General features: G+C 64.5%; 16 protein-coding genes. 11 read left to right on the top strand and 5 right to left on the bottom strand.

Annotated elements, in window-relative coordinates:
* Positions 1-11: 11 nt before the first annotated feature.
* Positions 12-602 carry an ANTAR domain-containing response regulator gene (locus tag GDR53_RS02585; RefSeq protein WP_193336553.1) on the bottom strand — a complete coding sequence of 197 codons (591 nt, stop codon included), beginning with the start codon at positions 600-602 and terminating at the stop codon, positions 12-14.
* A 56-nt stretch (positions 603-658) separates the two neighbouring features.
* Positions 659-1,531, bottom strand: a complete 873-nt coding sequence (locus tag GDR53_RS02580; protein ID WP_193336552.1) for an NAD-dependent epimerase/dehydratase family protein — start codon at positions 1,529-1,531, stop codon at positions 659-661.
* Between the two features lie 199 nt (positions 1,532-1,730).
* Here GDR53_RS02580 and GDR53_RS02575 point away from each other — a divergent pair, with 199 nt between their 5' ends.
* The 3 genes from GDR53_RS02575 (at position 1,731) to GDR53_RS02565 (ending at position 4,905) form a co-directional block, all read left to right on the top strand.
* A complete protein-coding gene (locus GDR53_RS02575) occupies positions 1,731-2,738 on the top strand; it encodes an asparaginase (protein WP_193336551.1) in 1,008 nt (335 codons plus the stop codon).
* 116 nt (positions 2,739-2,854) lie between these two features.
* Positions 2,855-4,345 carry a helicase HerA-like domain-containing protein gene (locus tag GDR53_RS02570; protein WP_193336550.1) on the top strand — a complete coding sequence of 497 codons (1,491 nt, stop codon included), beginning with the start codon at positions 2,855-2,857 and terminating at the stop codon, positions 4,343-4,345.
* Positions 4,346-4,347: 2 nt separating this feature from the next.
* Complete coding sequence (locus GDR53_RS02565; protein ID WP_193336549.1) at positions 4,348-4,905, top strand: LOG family protein; 558 nt, start codon at positions 4,348-4,350, stop codon at positions 4,903-4,905.
* Positions 4,906-4,949: 44 nt separating this feature from the next.
* Here GDR53_RS02565 and GDR53_RS02560 read toward each other — a convergent pair whose 3' ends face one another.
* The 3 genes from GDR53_RS02560 to GDR53_RS02550 all read right to left on the bottom strand — a co-directional run bounded on the left by GDR53_RS02560 (position 4,950) and on the right by GDR53_RS02550 (position 8,434).
* Positions 4,950-5,495: a response regulator gene (locus GDR53_RS02560; RefSeq protein ID WP_193336548.1), complete on the bottom strand. Its 546-nt coding sequence runs from the start codon at positions 5,493-5,495 to the stop codon at positions 4,950-4,952.
* Positions 5,496-5,659: 164 nt separating this feature from the next.
* Positions 5,660-6,265 (bottom strand): superoxide dismutase, encoded by a 606-nt coding sequence (locus tag GDR53_RS02555; RefSeq protein ID WP_193336547.1) that lies wholly within the window; start codon positions 6,263-6,265, stop codon positions 5,660-5,662.
* 72 nt (positions 6,266-6,337) lie between these two features.
* Positions 6,338-8,434 carry a S9 family peptidase gene (locus GDR53_RS02550; RefSeq protein ID WP_193336546.1) on the bottom strand — a complete coding sequence of 699 codons (2,097 nt, stop codon included), beginning with the start codon at positions 8,432-8,434 and terminating at the stop codon, positions 6,338-6,340.
* A 236-nt stretch (positions 8,435-8,670) separates the two neighbouring features.
* On the opposite strand from GDR53_RS02550, the gene mbhE reads away from it, so the two are divergent.
* The 8 genes from mbhE to GDR53_RS02510 all read left to right on the top strand — a co-directional run bounded on the left by mbhE (position 8,671) and on the right by GDR53_RS02510 (position 15,276).
* Positions 8,671-11,253 carry a hydrogen gas-evolving membrane-bound hydrogenase subunit E gene (gene mbhE, locus GDR53_RS02545; protein ID WP_232846712.1) on the top strand — a complete coding sequence of 861 codons (2,583 nt, stop codon included), beginning with the start codon at positions 8,671-8,673 and terminating at the stop codon, positions 11,251-11,253.
* Entirely contained in the window at positions 11,250-11,675 is a 426-nt protein-coding gene (locus tag GDR53_RS02540; protein WP_193336545.1) for an MnhB domain-containing protein, read from the top strand. The genes mbhE and GDR53_RS02540 overlap by 4 nt, the downstream gene beginning before the upstream one ends.
* On the top strand, positions 11,675-12,052 hold the full coding sequence (locus tag GDR53_RS02535; protein ID WP_193336544.1) for a Na+/H+ antiporter subunit C: 378 nt from the start codon (positions 11,675-11,677) through the stop codon (positions 12,050-12,052). Before GDR53_RS02540 ends, GDR53_RS02535 begins: the two co-directional genes overlap by 1 nt.
* A 1-nt stretch (position 12,053) precedes the next feature.
* Complete coding sequence (locus GDR53_RS02530; RefSeq protein ID WP_193336543.1) at positions 12,054-13,610, top strand: proton-conducting transporter transmembrane domain-containing protein; 1,557 nt, start codon at positions 12,054-12,056, stop codon at positions 13,608-13,610.
* Positions 13,607-14,086: a Na+/H+ antiporter subunit E gene (locus GDR53_RS02525; protein WP_193336542.1), complete on the top strand. Its 480-nt coding sequence runs from the start codon at positions 13,607-13,609 to the stop codon at positions 14,084-14,086. Before GDR53_RS02530 ends, GDR53_RS02525 begins: the two co-directional genes overlap by 4 nt.
* A complete protein-coding gene (locus GDR53_RS02520) occupies positions 14,083-14,379 on the top strand; it encodes a cation:proton antiporter (RefSeq protein ID WP_193336541.1) in 297 nt (98 codons plus the stop codon). Before GDR53_RS02525 ends, GDR53_RS02520 begins: the two co-directional genes overlap by 4 nt.
* Complete coding sequence (mnhG, locus tag GDR53_RS02515) at positions 14,376-14,729, top strand: monovalent cation/H(+) antiporter subunit G (protein WP_193336540.1); 354 nt, start codon at positions 14,376-14,378, stop codon at positions 14,727-14,729. The genes GDR53_RS02520 and mnhG overlap by 4 nt, the downstream gene beginning before the upstream one ends.
* Before the next feature lie 124 nt (positions 14,730-14,853).
* Positions 14,854-15,276, top strand: a complete 423-nt coding sequence (locus tag GDR53_RS02510; RefSeq protein ID WP_193336539.1) for a MucR family transcriptional regulator — start codon at positions 14,854-14,856, stop codon at positions 15,274-15,276.
* The last annotated feature ends 129 nt before the right edge of the window (positions 15,277-15,405 follow it).

The following is a 15,405-nucleotide window of genomic DNA, read 5'->3' as shown; positions in this document are numbered from 1 at the left end:
GGGGGACAATCCTATGGGCCGAGCAGGTCGGCGGCGGTGACCAGGCTCTGGGCGATGTCGACCATCCTTCGGTTCTGGTTCATGGCGGTGGTGCGGAGCAGGGCATAGGCATCAGCCTCGCTGAGGCCGCGATTCTTGATCAGGATGGCCTTGGCCTGGTCGATCAGCTTGCGGTCTTCCAGCTCGCTGCGCGCCTGTTCGAGCTCGCGCGTCAGCTTGGCAAAGGCGTTGAAGCGCGAAATCGCCATATCCAATATGGGCTTGACGCGCTCCTTCTTGAGCCCGTCCACCACATAGGCCGAGACGCCGGCCTCGACGGCCTTTTCGATCATGCTCGTGTCGGAGCGGTCGACGAACATGGCGATCGGCCGCTGGATGGCGCGCGACAGCGAGAAGAAATGCTCCAGCGTGTCGCGCTTGGGGTTTTCCAGATCGATGACGATGACGTCCGGCGATGTCGCGGCAATGGTGCGCGCCACCTCGTTGACGTCGTGGATTGTGGCCACGCGGGTATGGCCGGCATCGCGCAGCCCATCCTCGATGATGGCGGCGCGGATGCGGTTTTCATCGATGATCAGAATGGACAGGTCGGGCTTGGACATTGCGGACAGTTAGGGCAATGCCCGCAATCTTCGCAAGCCCGGATTCTGCACATTTCCTATGCAGTTGTGGCAGCAGCCTCGTTGCGCCAGCTGAACTGGGGCGAAAAGCCCAGCATGCGCTTGGCCTTTTCGATCGAGAGCAGCGTGCCATTGGTGGTAAGGTTCCCCTTGATCTCAACGCCGGGAAACACCTCCGCCAGCAGCGACATGTTCGAGCGACTCATCACCGTATCGGCATTGGCGATGATGAAGGCCTCAAAGCCGGTAAACTCCGCCTGGATGCAGCGCCGCACCGCCTGGGCGCCGTCGCGGGCATCGATATAGCCCCACAGGTTCCACTTGCGCGCCATCGGGTCGGCATCGAATTTGCCAAACTTTTCATAGTCTTGCGGGTTCATCACGTTGGAGAACCGCAGCGAGGAAATGCGCAGCTTGGGGTTCCAGCGGCAGAACTGGGCGGCCATGGTTTCGTCCAGCAGCTTGCCCAGCGAATAGGCCGATTCCGGGCGGGGATAGTAGTCCTCGTCCACCGGGGCATAGGGCGGCGGGGTGTCGAAGGGCAGGCCCAGCACGGTCTCGCTGGAGGCCAGGGTGATATTGGTGATGCCGGCCAGCCGGCAGGCCTCGAGGATATTGTAGGTGGAAGGGACATTGTTGGCGAAGGTGGTGGAATTGGGGGCAATGCCGGGGGCGGGAATGGCGGCCAGATGCACCACGGCATCGAACGGCCCGCCGCGCTCGTCGACGCCGCCCATGATCGCGCCGGCCACCTGGCCGAAATCGGTCAGGTCGATCTTGATACTGGGGCAGATCTTGTCGGGCAAAGCGTGCTGGTCAAGATTGAGCACGTCATAGCCATGCGCCACCAGATCCCGCAGCACCGCCTGCCCAAGCTTGCCGCTGCCACCCGTCACCAAAACCTTGGCCATATCCGCCTCCTCTATCAATCGGGGATTAGTTCTTCCCATTGCCGTCAGGGTGGCATGGAAGCCGGGCGCTGCCAACCAGGCTGCCGCCATTGGGTCATCACGATGAACGCATGATGGCGGGAACGGATGCGCCATCCAACCATGTTGACTTTTGGCGCCCCGCCCGTTCTGACAGAGGCGTGGACCGGAGATCATGCTGATGGATGCCAACCCCATTCTCGCCCAGACCATGCGGGGCAACTGGGTCGAAAACCGCCATCGCGGCGCCTATGTGGTGATCGATGCCGATGGCATCATCATCGCCTCGGCCGGCGATATCGAGCGGCCGATCTTTCCGCGCTCGGCCATCAAGTCGATGCAGGCTCTGGCCATCTTTGCCCGCCATGCCGATAGCCAGTTTCATCACACCCAAGAGGAGCTGGCTTTGGCCTGCGCCTCCCATACCGGCGAGGACTTGCATGTCGGGGTGGCGAACGGATTGCTGGCGCGGCTGGGCCTGTCGGCAGACGATCTCGAATGCGGCGCCCACCAGCCCCTCGATGCGGCGGCGCGGGCCGCTTTGCGGGAACGGGGCGAGGCGCCATCGAGCCTGCACAATTCCTGCTCGGGCAAGCATTCGGGCATGCTCAGCGTCGCCCGGGCCATGGGGGTGCCGACCCAGGGCTATGTCAATCGCGACCACGCGGTGCAGCAACAGGTGCGCGCGGTGATCGAGGCGGTGATCGGCGAGCCGCTGAGCGAAGCCAGATGCGGCACCGATGGCTGTTCCATTCCCACCTATGCGGCGCCGCTGCGCGCTTTTGCCCGCGGCTTTGCCCGCATGGCCACCGGCCATGGCCTCTCGACCGAACTGGCCACGGCGTCCCAACGGCTGTTCGATGCCGCCACCACCCATCCCCATCTCGTGGCCGGCACCGGCCATGCCGATACGCTGATCATGACCGCCTTCAAGGGGCGGGTGATGCAGAAATATGGCGCCGACGGCGTGCAGTGCGGCGCCATCAGCGACAAGGGCTGGGGCTATGCGCTCAAATGCGATGACGGCAATATCGCCGCCTCGCTGGCCATGGTGTCCGCCCTGCTGCTCGATATCGCCGAACCCGATGCCGACCAGCGCAAGCTGCTCGAGGGTTTTGCCAACCAGCCGATCAAGAGCGTGCGCGGCGCTGTAGTGGGCGACCTGCGCGCCGTTGTGCGGCAGGGCTGACGCCGCGCGCCCGGCACTGCCCCGCCGCCCCGGCCATGGCCCCAGAAAAACCCGTTTACGAGTTGTCGCCCGCCAGCGCAGGCGGCTATAAGGGCGCAACTTTCAAGGTGGTGTCCATGCTCGTTGACGACAAGATCTTTCTGGGCACCAGCACGCAGCCCGAATATATCGCGCTCAAATATGGCAACCGGCATGGCCTGGTGACCGGCGCGACGGGGACCGGCAAGACGGTGACGCTGCAGGTGATGGCCGAGGGATTTTCCGGCGCTGGCGTCCCGGTCTTTGCCGCCGACATCAAGGGTGATCTCAGCGGCGTCGGCAAGATGGGTCAGGCGCAGGGCTGGCAGACCCAGCGGGCCCAGGATATCGGCTTTGCCGAATTCAAGGATGCCGTGTTCCCGGTCATGTTCTGGGACCTGTTCGGCCGCCAGGGCCACCCGATCCGCACAACGATTTCGGAAATGGGCGCGCTGCTGCTCAGCCGGCTGCTCTCGCTCAACGACACCCAGGAAGGCGTGCTCAACATCGCCTTCAAGCTGGCCGATGACGAAGCCATGCTGTTGCTCGACCTCAAGGATCTGCGGGCCTTGCTGGTGGAGGTGCAGGAACGGGCCACCGAGATTTCGAGCCGCTACGGCAATGTCTCGACCGCCTCGATCGGCGCCATCCAGCGCGCGCTGCTGGTGCTCGAACAGCAGGGCGGCGAGAACTTTTTCGGCGAACGGGCGCTCGATATTGTCGACCTGATGCGCACCGACAGCGACGGGCGCGGCTTCATTTCCATCCTCGCGGCCGACGACCTGATGCAGGCGCCCCGGCTCTATTCGACCTTCCTGCTCTGGCTGCTGAGCGAGCTGTTCGAGGAGCTGCCCGAGGTGGGCGACCTCGACAGGCCCAAGCTGGTCTTCTTCTTCGACGAGGCCCATCTGCTGTTCGACGATGCGCCAAAGGCGCTGATCGACAAGGTCGAGCAGGTGGTGCGGCTGGTCCGCTCCAAGGGCGTGGGCGTCTATTTCGTGACGCAGAACCCGGTCGACATCCCCGAATCGGTTCTGGCCCAGCTGGGCAACCGGGTGCAGCACGCCTTGCGCGCCTATACGCCGCGCGAGCAGAAGGCGGTGCGCGTCGCCGCCGAAACCTTCCGCCCCAATCCGGCCTTTTCCACCGAAGAGGTCATCACCCAGCTCGGCATCGGCGAGGCCCTGGTCTCGGTGCTCGAAGCCAAGGGCGTGCCCTCCATGGTGGGCCGCACGCTGATAAGGCCGCCCTCGGCCCAGGTCGGCCCGATCCTGCCCGCCGAGCGCGCTGCGATCATCGCCGGCTCACCAGTAGCTGGACTCTATGACACCGCCATTGATCGCGACTCCGCCTTTGAGGCGCTGTCGCGCAAGGCGCGCGACAAGCAGCTGGCCGAAGAGCGCCAGCAACTCGAGGAAGCCGATCGCAAGACGGCGGAGCGGACCTATCAGGACGCAGCGGCGCCGCGCCGCTCGACCCGCCAGACCCCGGCCGAGGCGGCGATGAACTCGCTGGCCCGTACCGTGGCCAACCGGCTGGGCTCGGCGCTGGTGCGCGGTATCCTGGGCAGCCTGAAGCGGGGACGATGAGCATGGAAGCGATCAAGAGCGGACCGATCCTGGCGATCTTTGCCTCGAGCAAGGGCCCCGGCGACGCTGAGCGCGCCTCGCTGATGAGCCAGGCCGGCAGCTATTTCGCCAAGCGCGGGGCGCAACTGGTCTGCCTGGCGGAGAATGGCAACCTGCCCATTCCGCTGATCACGGCGGCACGCGCCGCCGGCGGCATGGTGCAGATCGTGGCCGATAGCACGATCGTGCTGCCGCCGGCTTTGCATGGGGTCGACATGCAGGTTATCGCCGATCAGCCGGCGCGCTTCGAGCGGGTCTCCGAACTGGCCGAGGGCCTCGTGGCGCTGCCCGGCTCGCTGGCCTCCGCCACCGAAATGTTCGGCGTCTGGTCGGCCGGCAAGACGGCAGGCCGCAACCGGCCGGTGATCATGCTCAACCGCCACAAGGCCTTCGAGGTGATGCGCGGCTATGCGCTGGACGTGCTGGCGCCCGGCCTCAAGGGCTATGACCGGGCCATCCAGTTTGCCGACAATATCGAGGATCTGTGGAGCCGCATCAGCCGCATGGTCGAGGCGCGCTGAACCAAAGCTGGCCTAATCTGCCGCCCGCAGGGGCGGCAGCGTGCCTAGTGCTCGAGCCCGGGATGCAGCGGGCGGCGGCGATCGGGGAACAGCGGCACTACATTGTCGCTGGCGCGGCGCTTCGGGGCCGTCGTGGCGATCGGGGCAAAGATGCGGTCGCGACGCTCGGGCCCGCGATAGCCGCCAAGGACGCCCACCACGCTGCGGCTGCGCAGCCGGATCTGGATACGCGACAGCAGATGGCGCGGCGACATCGGCTTGATGATGACTTCGTCGATACCGGCGCTGATCGCCTGGTGGCGCATGGGCGGGGTGATGCGACGGGTCAGGGCGATCACCGGCACGTCCTGGCTGAGCAGGTCGCCATTGAGCCTGATGCTCTCGACCAGCTCATGGGCGGGACGTTCCTCGCGGTCGAAATCGCAGACCAGCATGTCGATGGGCGCCAGCCGCATATAGGCGATCAGCTCCAGCTCGTTCTCGAACAGGCGGACCTTGAGCTGGCTGTCTCCGCCAACCACCATTCCCAGCAGGGACGATAGGGCTGGGCTTGCCGCAATGATGGCAACGACCTTGGCTGGCTGTGTCACGGGCATCCCTTCAATAGTAAACAAAGCGTTACCATGCTCTGTCGGCCGGTAGAAGGGGGGCGGATCAATCAGGCAAAATCAGTGGGGAAAACCCGGTCGCCGGGCAGCAAGAAGCCCGCCAGCGCGGGGCGCTGACGGGCTGAAACGCAAGCGAAATGAAACGCTTAGCGGGCTTCGTCGAACAGCTGCTCGACATGTTCCCAATTCACCAGATTATCGAACCAGGCTTCAAGATACTTCGGACGGGCATTGCGGTAGTCGATGTAATAGGAGTGTTCCCAGACGTCGACGCCCAGCAGCGGGTGCGCATTGTGGATCAGCGGCGACTCGCCATTGGCGGTCTTGGAGACCTCCAGCTTGCCATCCTTGAGCGAGAGCCAGGCCCAGCCGGAGCCGAACTGGGTCGTGCCGGCGGCGATGAAATCGGCGCGGAACTTGTCAAAGCCGCCCAGATCGCTGTCGATGGCGGCCTGCAGCTTGGCAGGCAGGCTCTTGCCGCCGCCATTGGGCTTCATCCAGTTCCAGAAGTGCACGTGGTTGTAGTGCTGGCCGGCATTGTTGAACAGGCCCGCATTCTTGCCATGCGATTCCTTGACGATGTCCTCAAGCGGCAGGATCTCCAGACCCGAACCTTCCAGCAGCTTCTCGCCATTGGTCACATAGGCCTGGTGATGCTTGTCGTGGTGGAATTCCAGCGTTTCGGCCGACATGTAGGGGCCCAGGGCATCATAGGCATAGGGCAGGGGTGGCAGGATGAACTTGGTGGACATGGAGACCTCCGATGGGGTGAAGACGCTGGTAAATTCGGGCTAAGCTATAAGCCGATTGTGACGACACAACAATCAGTTGGACGGCAATGATCCGTCGAGATCGACGGCGTTGAGGGCAAAGGCGTAGCACATTGCCGTTTCCTTGAGCCGCTCGAAACGACCCGAGGCGCCGCCATGGCCGGCCCCCATATTGGTGCGCAGGTATAACGGGGCAGTCCCGGTCTTGGTTGCGCGCAGCCGGGCCACCCACTTGGCCGGTTCCCAATAGGTGACGCGCGGATCGGTGAGGCCGGCCAGGGCAAAGATCGGCGGATAGGCCTGGGCGGCGACCTGCTCATAGGGAGCATAGGCGGCGATGCGGGCATAGTCGGTCGCCGAGGCCAGCGGATTGCCCCATTCAGGCCATTCCGGCGGGGTCAGCGGCAGCGTTTCGTCCAGCATGGTATTGAGCACGTCGACAAAGGGCACCTGGGCCAGGATGCCGGCCCAGAGATCGGGGCGCAGATTGGCAATGGCGCCCATCAGCATGCCGCCGGCCGACCCGCCCTGGGCGACGATGCGGCCCTTGGCCGTATGCCCGGTCTCGATCAGCATGTCGGCGGCGGCGATGAAATCGGTAAAGGTATTGCTCTTGTGCTCGCGGCGACCCCCAACGTACCAGCGATAGCCCTTTTCCATACCGCCCCGGATATGGGCGATGGCATAGACCACGCCGCGATCGACCAGCGACAAAGCCGAGATGGAAAAGCTGGCCGGCATGGACATGCCATAGGCGCCATAGCCATAGAGCAAAGCGGGGGCGGTGCCGTCGAGCGGCGTGCCCTTGCGATAGAGCACGGTGACAGGCACCTGCTCGCCATCGGGCGCGGTGGCGAAGAGCCGGCGGGTTTCGTAGTCGTCCGGATTATGGCCCGAGGGCACTTCCTGCTCCTTGAGCAGGGTGCGGATGCCGGTGTCGAGATCGACATCATAGGTGCGCGACGGCGTGGTGGGTGACGAATAGGAGAGGCGGAACACCGCGGTGTCGAACTCGTAGCCCACCGACATGCCCAAGCTATAGGCCTCCTCGTCGAAATTGACGGTCTCTTCCTTGTCCGTGCGCAGGTCCCGCACGACGATGCGCGGCAGGCCCTCGAAGCGTTCGAGCCGCAGCAGGTGGTTCTTGATGACGATGGTGTCCAGAATCAGCACGCCCTGCTGGTGCGGCACAAGGTCGGTCCAGTGCTCGGCGCCGGGATTGTCCACCGGGGCGGTGACGATCTTGTAGTCCTCGGCCCCGTCGGCATTGGTGCGGATGTAGAGAAGGCCATCGCGCTCCTCGATATCATATTCGCGATCGGTGACGCGGGGCGCGACCAGGCGGGGGGCGCCGCCCAGTTCGGCATCGATCAGCCAGCATTCGCTGGTCTGGTGGTCATGCGCGTCGATGACGATGAACCGGTCGCTCAGCGTGCGGCCGACGCCGACGAAAAAGCCGGGGTCCTGTTCCTCGAAGACGATCGGATCGCTGGCCTGATCGGTGCCGATCACGTGCAGCCGCACCCGATAGGGGCGGTGATTGTCGTCATATTCGGTATAGTAGATGGCCGTGCTGTCATTGCTCCAGACATAGGAACCGGCGGTCTCGGTGATGACTTCGGCACTGTCCAGGCCGGTTTCGAGATCGCGGATGACAAGGTCATAATATTCCGAGCCGGCGCGGTCGGCGGCCCAGGCCAGATAGCGGTGGCCGCGGTCATGCTCGGCGCCGGCAAAGCCGAAATAACCCTCGCCGGCCTCGACATTGCAATCGAGCAGCACCGTTTCGGGACCACCGTCACGGGCGGTGCGCACGATCTGCGGATATTGCTGGCCCTCCAGCATGCGCGAATTATAGGCATAGGGGCCATCCGGGCTCGGGATGCCGCTATCGTCTTCCTTGATGCGGCCGCGGATCTCCTTGTAGATCTTCTCCTGCAGGTCGGCGGTGGGGCCACCGAACTCGGCTTCATAGAAGTCATTTTCGGCGTCGAGATAGGCCCGGATTTCCGGATCGAGCGTCTCGGGCTTCTGCATCACCTCCTGCCAGTTGAGCGCGCGCAACCAGTGATAGGGATCGTCGCGCTCGATATCGTGCACTGTGACGACATGGGACTTGCGGGCAGCAATCGGGGGCTTGGTCTTGGTCATTGCAGATCCGGGCTGGTGGCAGGGCGGCGGAACCGGGAAGGATCAAGCCGAGGGGAAGCGTCGGCCCCAGACATAGGGTGCGCCCGGGCCGATTGCCAGTCCGACGATTTCCCCAGCTGAAGCCGTCCCATTGTCGCACCCGGGCCGTTTAGTCTTGTCCCAGCGCGCTCAATCGTTAAGGTTGCTGCCCAACAAAGCGGCCACAAGGCCTGATAAAATATGGAGTTTCACCCTTGGTGCCAAACATTGACGCGAGCATCGCGCTGGTGGCCATCGCGCCATTTGTTGCCGCTGCGCTGGCGCCATTGCTGCATCGCTTCACCAAGCCTTGGACGGGCTGGATTTTAGCGCTGGTGCCGGCCGCCATATTTGTCTTTCTGCTCGGCTTGATTGAGCCAGTGCTGGCGACGGGCGCTATCTCGGCGCGAATCGGCTGGGTGCCCGCCTATGGTCTGGATCTGTCCTTTTATGTCGATGGGCTGAGCCTGACCTTCGCGCTGACCATTTCGGGCATCGGCGCGCTGATTGTCGTCTATTCGGGCGCCTATCTGGCCGGTCACCCCCATCTCGGGCGGTTCCTCGCCTTCCTGCTCGCCTTCATGGGCGCCATGCTGGGCCTGGTGCTGGCCGACAATATGCTGGCCCTCTTCATGTTCTGGGAGCTGACGGCGGTCACCTCCTTCCTGCTGATCGGCTTTGACGCCGTGCGGGCCGCCGCAAGGCGCGGCGCCATCCAGGCTCTGGTCATCACCAATATCGGCGGCATGGCGCTGCTGGCCGGCGTCATCCTGGTGCAGCAGCTGACCGGCGAGTGGGAACTGAGCGGCCTCAGCGCACTCGAGGGCGGGTTGCAGAGCCATGGACTCTATGGCCTGGTGCTGGCCTTTTTCCTTGTCGCCGCCTTCACCAAATCGGCGCAGTTTCCGCTGCATTTCTGGCTGCCCAATGCCATGGAGGCGCCGACCCCGGTCTCGGCTTTCCTCCATTCGGCCACCATGGTGCAGGCTGGTGTCTACCTCTTGGCGCGCACCACGCCCTGGCTGGGCGATACGGTCGCCTGGACCACGATCCTGGTCGGTTTCGGCAGCGTCACACTGATCTGGGGCGCGCTGGGCGCGCTCAAGCAGACCGACCTCAAGCAGATGCTGGCGCAATCGACCATTGCCTCGCTGGGCCTGCTGGTATTGCTGATTGGCCTGGGCACCGAGACTGCCATTGCCGGCATGGTGATCTATTTCGTCGCCCATGCGCTCTACAAGGCGGGCCTCTTCATGGTGGTCGGCGCCATCGACCATGAAGCCGGCACCCGCGACATCAACGCTTTGGGCGGGCTGGCAGGCAAGATGCCCGTCACCTTTGCCGCCGCTGCTTTTGCCGGGCTGGGCATGTTCGGCCTGCCACCCACCATTGCCTTCTTTGCCAAGGAGGAAATGTATCTCTACCTGCTCTCGCCAGATTGGCAGGCTCTGGCCGTGCTGGCTGTGCTGATCGCCGGCAATGCGCTGCTGGCCGCGGTCGGCGCGCTGGTGGTGCTCAAGCCCTTTCTCGGCCCCGCCACCGCCACGCCCAAAAGCGCGCATGAAGCTCCGCTCGGCCTGCTGGCCGGGCCGGTTATCCTCGGCATTGCCGGCGTCGTCGCGGCCCTCTGGCTGGACGGCTTCGGCATGATCGTGCTCGAGCCAGCGGCTACCGCCATTCTCGGCGAACCCTTTGAGAGCCACCTGACCTGGCTGCTCAACTTTGCCAATCCGGTCATCTGGCTGTCGGTCTTTACCTGGCTGCTGGCCGCTTTGGTCTATCGCCGGGCGTCCCAGCTGCGCACCCTGCTGCGCCGCTTCGACACGGCTTTGGGCTGGACCGCCGATACCAAGTTCGACGCCGTCATGTTCGGGCTGATCCGCTTTGCCGGCGCCGTGACGCGGCTGCTGCATCACGGGCGCCTTGAAGTCTATCTGGTCACCGTGTTTTCCATGCTGGCGCTGGCTCTGGTCGTGCCGCTGTTCGGCCTGGGCGCCATCGGTGCCCTGTGGCCGACGGCCGAACTGGGCAACTGGGGCGCCAAGCTGGCCTGGCCGGACATGCAGCTGCACGAATGGGGCGTGATCCTGTTGGCGCTGGCCGGCCTCGGCGCCGTGGTGGCCGCGCCCAACCGGCTCTATTCCATCCTCGCCGTCGGCATCCAGGGCACGGCCGTGGCGCTGATCTTCCTGATCTTCGGCGCCCCCGACCTTGCCTTCACCCAGCTCATGGTGGAAATCCTCTCCGTGGTTATCCTGGCGCTGGTGATGACAAGGCTCAATCTGGACGAGCGCGATCACCGCCCCTTCGAGGACTGGGCCCGCGACGGTACGCTAGCTTTGGTCTGCGGCGCCGGCGTCAGCCTGCTGCTGATGGTGGTGCTGTCGGGTACGCTCGACACGCGCCTCTCCGACTTCTTCATCGCCACCAGCGTGCCGATCGCCCATGGCGCCAATATCGTCAACGTCATCCTGGTCGACTATCGCGGCTTTGACACGCTGGGCGAAATCTCGGTGCTGATGGCCGCCGGCACTGCCATCCTGGTGCTGGTGCGCAGCAGCCGCAAGGGCAGGCTGCTGTCGCCGTCCACGCCGCCGCCCGCGCCGGTCCGCGGCTGGGTCAGCCTGGCCAGCGCCGAACCGGTGCCGTCCAAACGTGAGGTCCCCGCCGCCAAAGCGGGGCCGGTCAAGGCAGCCAAAGCCGCCAGGCCCAAGCCTGCAGCCACGGCCAAAGCCGCCAAAGCCGGGCCGGCCAAGGCGCCCAAGCCGACGGCTACCCGTCGCAAGAGGACCACGCCATGAACACGGTCATCTTCCGCACCATCGCGCCGATGATCGTCGCCACCGTGCTGGTGTTTTCGCTCTACATCTGCCTGCGCGGCCATAACGAGCCCGGCGGCGGCTTCATCGGTGGTCTGATCGCCGCGTCGGCCATCGCCATTCTGGGCATGGCCACCAGCGCCGCCAAGGCGCGCCGCGCCTTGCATATCGATCCGCTCGCCATTGCCGGCTTCGGCGTGCTGATGGCAGCGCTGTCAGGCCTGCTGTCGATCTTCAACGGCAACCCGTTCCTGACCAGCATCTGGCTCTATCTCGATATTGGCGGGTCGACCGTGCCGCTTTCCACCCCCCTGATCTTCGACCTCGGCGTCTATTGCGTTGTGTTCGGCACCATCGCCTCGATTGCCCTGGCACTCGAGGGCGACGACACGGAAGAGTTGTGATGGATTATGTAATCGCCGCCTTGGTGGGCTGCTTTGTCGCGATGGGCATCTATATGCTCCTGTCGCGCTCGCTGATCCGCATGCTGCTCGGCATGGTGGTGCTGGGCAATGGCGTCAACCTGCTGATCTTCACCGCCGGGCGCCTGATGCGCGACGTGGCCCCGATCGTCCCCAAGGGGCTTGAGCAGCCGGCCGGGCCGATTGCCAATCCGCTGCCGCAGGCGCTGATCCTGACCGCCATCGTCATCGGCTTTGCCATGTTCTGCTTCCTGCTGGTGCTGGCCTATCGCGCCTACCAGACGCTGGACGCCGACAATACCGACACCATGCGCGTGGCCGAGCCCGAGCATGCGCCCCAACCACCCTTGAGCTACTGAGATGGAGCCTGCCATCCTGCCACAAGCCATGATCGAGACCGTCACCCGCCCGGGTGACTGGGTCATCGTGCTGCCCATCGTGCTGGCGCTGATGGGCGCGGCGCTCGCGCTGATCCTGCGCAAGGCCGCGGGCCTGGGCTTTGTCACGGCCCTGGCCGTGGTTGCCGGCATCATTGCCTGCGAGATCAGCCTGCTGCTGACCATCATGGAAACCGGCCCGGTCAGCATGACCATGGGCAAGTGGCTGCCCCCGTTCGGCATCAGCTTCACCGCCGACGCCTTTGGCGCCAGCTTCGCCCTGGCGGCGTCCGTGGTCACCTTCATCGTGCTGCTCTATGCCGAGGCCGACCGCCCCGCCGCTTCTGCCGGCGATGGCTTTCATTCCCTCGTGCTGATGCTGCTCTGCGGCGTCACCGGCTCGTTCCTGACCGGCGACATGTTCAACCTCTATGTCTGGTTCGAGGTGATGCTGATCGCTTCGTTCGGCCTGCTGGTCATCGGTGGCCGGCCCATCCAGCTCGATGCGGCGGTCAAATACGGCTTCCTCAATTTCCTCGCCACCAGCATTTTCCTGTTGTCGCTCGGCCTGCTCTATGGCCTGCTCGGCACGCTCAACATGGCCGACATCATGCTTGTGGCGCCGCTGGCCAATCCGGCCGCCATGGTCGGCGTCGCCGCGTTGATGCTGCTGGCCTTCGGCATGAAGGCGGCCGCCTTCCCGGTCAATGCCTGGCTGCCGGCCGCCTATCACGCGCCGCCGGCCGCGATTTCGGCACTGATGGCGGGCCTGCTGACCAAGGTCGGCATCTACGCCCTGCTGCGCACCCTGGTCGTGGTCCTGCCGGCCACGCGCGACGTGCTCGAACCGGTTTTGGTCGTACTGGCCGTGGCCACGCTGGTGATCGCGCCGCTGGGCGCCATCGCCGAAACCAATCTGCGTCGCGCCATCGGCTTTGTGGTGATCGGCGGCATCGGCGCCGTGCTGGCCGGCATCGCCATGCCTTCGCTGGACGGCGTCGGCGGGGCAGGGCTCTACATCTTCCACGCCATGCTCACCATGACTGCGCTCTACCTGGTGGCCGGCCTGATCGAGAAGCAGACCGGCGAGGTCGACAGCCGCCGCATGGGCGGGCTCTATGCCAGCAGCGCGCCGCTTTCGCTGCTGTTTCTGGTGCTGATGCTGGGCGCGGCCGGCGTGCCGCCGCTGCTCGGCTTCTGGCCCAAGCTGCTGCTGATCGAGGCGGGGCTGGCCGAGGGGAACTGGAGCGGCGGCGTGCTGGTCGCGGCGCTGCTGGCCAATGCCGTGCTGACCATGATCGCCGGCTCGCGGCTTTGGGCGCATATCTTCTGGCGCAATGACTTCACGCCCGAAACAACGATGGTCGTCACAGGGCCCAACCGACTGCACTACCTGGCCACCGGCGCGCTGACGCTGATGATCGTGGCGGCCGGGCTCTGGCCCAATCCGCTGTTTGAGGCCGTGCGCATCGGCGCCGGCGACATGGTGGATCCGGCCCGTTACAGCGCGGCGTTCGGCCTGGCGGAGGTGACCCCATGAACCTGGCTTTGATGGTCGCCGGCCTGGCTTTGGTCTGGGCCGCCATTACCGGCAATTTTTCTGCCCTCAACCTGCTGCTGGGCGCCGTCATCGGCGCGCTGACGGCGCTGCTGCTGCGCAATTCCTTTGCCTCGCCGCGCCTGCTGCGTCGTCTCCGGCGCATCGTGGCGCTGGCTTTGGTCTTTGTCTGGGAGCTGATGGCCAGCGCGGTGCGGGTTGCCATCATCGTGCTGACGCCCGACCTCAAATCGGCGCTGCGCCCGGCCATCATCGCCTTTCCGCTCAGCGTCAAATCCGATGCCGAAATCACGCTGCTGGCCAATATGATCACCCTGACCCCGGGCACACTCAGCATCGATGTCGCCGAGGACCGCAGCGTAATCTATGTGCATGTGTTGCAGCTGGGGGATCGCGAGGCGCTGATCGCCGAGATCGCCAATGGCTTTGAACGCCGGATTGCGGAGATATTCCGATGACCCCCGCCGCCCTGGTTGACCTCAGCACCATGATTGCGCTGGTGCTGCTCACCATCGCCCTGCTGATCGCGGTGATACGCGTGGTGATCGGCCCGACCCTGGCCGACCGCGTGCTGGCGCTCGACATGCTGACCACGCTGGCCATGGGCTTTGTCGGCGCCATCGCCATCCGCACCGGGCTGACGCTCTATCTCGATATCGCGCTCAGCCTGGCTTTGCTGGGCTTTCTCGCCACCGTGGCCTTTGCCCGCTACATGCTGTCGCGCCTGAGCAAGCAGGAGCAGCCATCATGATCGCCGCCTTCTTCACCTATCTGGGCTGCGCCGTGTTGCTGCTGGGCGCCAGCTTTGCCCTGCTGGCGGCCATCGGCGTGCTGCGCCTGCCCGATCTCTATACGCGCATGCATGCCGCATCCAAGGCCGGCGCCGTCGGCGGCGGACTGATTCTGCTGGCCGTGGCGCTGATCAGTTTTGACGGTGCCGTGGCGCTGCGCGCCATCCTGGGCACCGGCTTCCTGCTGCTCACTACACCCGTTTCTGCCCACCTGCTGGCGCGCGTCCACCACAGCAGCAAAGACCATAATGCAGTGAATATGATATCAGATGAGTTGACGTCGCAAAGGAGCCCAAATCCTCCTGCATAGGCTTAGCAGTTAGTAGCAGGACAGCGTCGGTTAATCGGGTTGCAGTGATTAATAAACAGTCTTAGTAGTCTTGTATCGGCGTGATCGGAAGGTCATTGCCCAGAAAAAATTGGAAGGTTGAAATATGAGTGACACCACCGGCGCGACGGTCGGATATGAGCAAGACCTGATCGAGCTCAGCACCGAAATCGTCTCTGCCTATGTCAGCCACAACGCCTTGAGCCCAAGCGATCTGCCCAAGCTGATCGCTGATGTTCATGGTGCGTTGCGCACGCTGTCGAACAATGAAGTCCCGCTACAGGTCGAAGAACTCAAGCCAGCTGTGCCGGTCCGCAAGTCTGTTGCGCCCGACTACATCATCTGTCTGGAAGACGGCAAGAAGTTCAAGTCGCTCAAGCGCCACCTGCGCACGCACTACAACCTCTCGCCCGAAGAATATCGCGAGAAGTGGGGCCTGCCAGCCGACTATCCGATGGTGGCGCCGAGCTATTCGGCCACCCGCTCCAAGCTGGCCAAGGACAATGGCCTGGGCCGCAAGGCCGCCTGAGCCCATCTTCAGGCTACCGCACCGAGACGTCGCGCCCAGTTGTCCGCATCCCAAGTTGCGGTCGGGCCCCGGCGATAACGCTGTTCACAAGGCCGCCCCCCAAAGGGCGGCCTTGTGATTTTATGCATT

The organism is Devosia beringensis (assembly GCF_014926585.1).
In the GTDB taxonomy this organism is placed as follows: domain Bacteria; phylum Pseudomonadota; class Alphaproteobacteria; order Rhizobiales; family Devosiaceae; genus Devosia; species Devosia beringensis.
The sequence above is the reverse complement of the archived record's forward strand: the minus strand, read 5'-3'. Positions and strand labels throughout refer to the sequence as shown.